Source organism: Burkholderia sp. Se-20373 (assembly GCF_017104705.1).
Lineage (GTDB): Bacteria > Pseudomonadota > Gammaproteobacteria > Burkholderiales > Burkholderiaceae > Burkholderia.
In genome coordinates, this window is record NZ_JAAGPH010000346.1 from 1 (window position 1) to 1,044 (window position 1,044).

2 pseudogenes are annotated in these 1,044 nt (G+C 71.6%); both read left to right on the forward strand.

What is annotated here, in order from left to right:
- A pseudogene (locus G3N96_RS38670) lies at nucleotides 1–598 on the forward strand (hypothetical protein); the annotation flags it as partial.
- Between the two features lie 49 nt (nucleotides 599–647).
- Nucleotides 648–1,044: pseudogene (locus G3N96_RS38675) on the forward strand (carboxylate--amine ligase); the annotation flags it as partial.

The window sequence follows — 1,044 nt, forward strand, 5'->3', positions numbered from 1 at the left end:
TATGCTGTCGCTCGATGCCAGCGTCGCGCTCGTCGCGACCCTCGCGTCGATGGTGTTCGTGCCGCTCACCGCGCCGCTGCTGACGGCCTGGTTCAGCCACGATGCGGCCGTGTCGATTTCACCTTCGACGCTCGCGTTACGGCTCGCGCTGCTGATCGGCAGCGCGGAGGGTGTCGCGCTGCTCGTGCGGCGCTTCGCCGGCTCGCGGCTCGACCGCTATGCGACGCCGATCGATGCGACCGTCGTCGCCGCGCTGCTGGTGTTCGCGCTCGGCACGATGGCCGGCATGCAGCAATCGATCATCGACGCGCCGCACCGCGCGCTGAGCGCGATCGCCCTCGCGTTCGCCGTCAACGCGGGCTTCCAGGTGATCGCGTACGGGCTCACGCCCGGCGACGTCCGCACGCGGCTCAATGTCGCGCTGATCGTCGCCAATCGCAACGTCGGCCTGATGTGGGCCGCGCTCGGGCTCGCCGCGACGCCCACCATGGCGCTCGTGTTCACCTGCGCGCAGTTGCCGATCTACACGCTGCCGCGCGTCGTCCAGCATCTGCTGCCGCGCCTCGAAGCACAGCGCCTGCGCCGCCGTGCGCGCTAGCCGGCACGCGATGCCGTTCCCCTCTTCCGCCTTCGATCAAGGATCCAGCATGAAGCGACTCATCGTGATCGGCGCCCGCGCCACCGGCAGCAGCCTCGCGCTCGTGCGTGGCGCGCTTGCGCGGCAAGCGGCCGTGACCGTGATCACCGCCCCCGGGCACCGTCTCGACGGCGTCTTTCCGGCGGGCGTCGAGACGATCAACCTCGAACCCGATGCCGGCCAGCTCGCCGGCTGGCTGCGCACGCGCTATCCGGACGCGCTCGACACGCTGCGCGTGACGACCGCGCACGACACCTACGCGCGCACCGCCGCGTGGGTCGCCGATGCGCTCGGCCTGCCCGGCCCCGATGCGCGCCACGTCGCGCACGCGGTGTCGAAGTCGAACCAGAAGGCGCTGCTCGCCGCGCACGGCATCCCCGCCGCGCAATTCGATCACGTGCGGCACG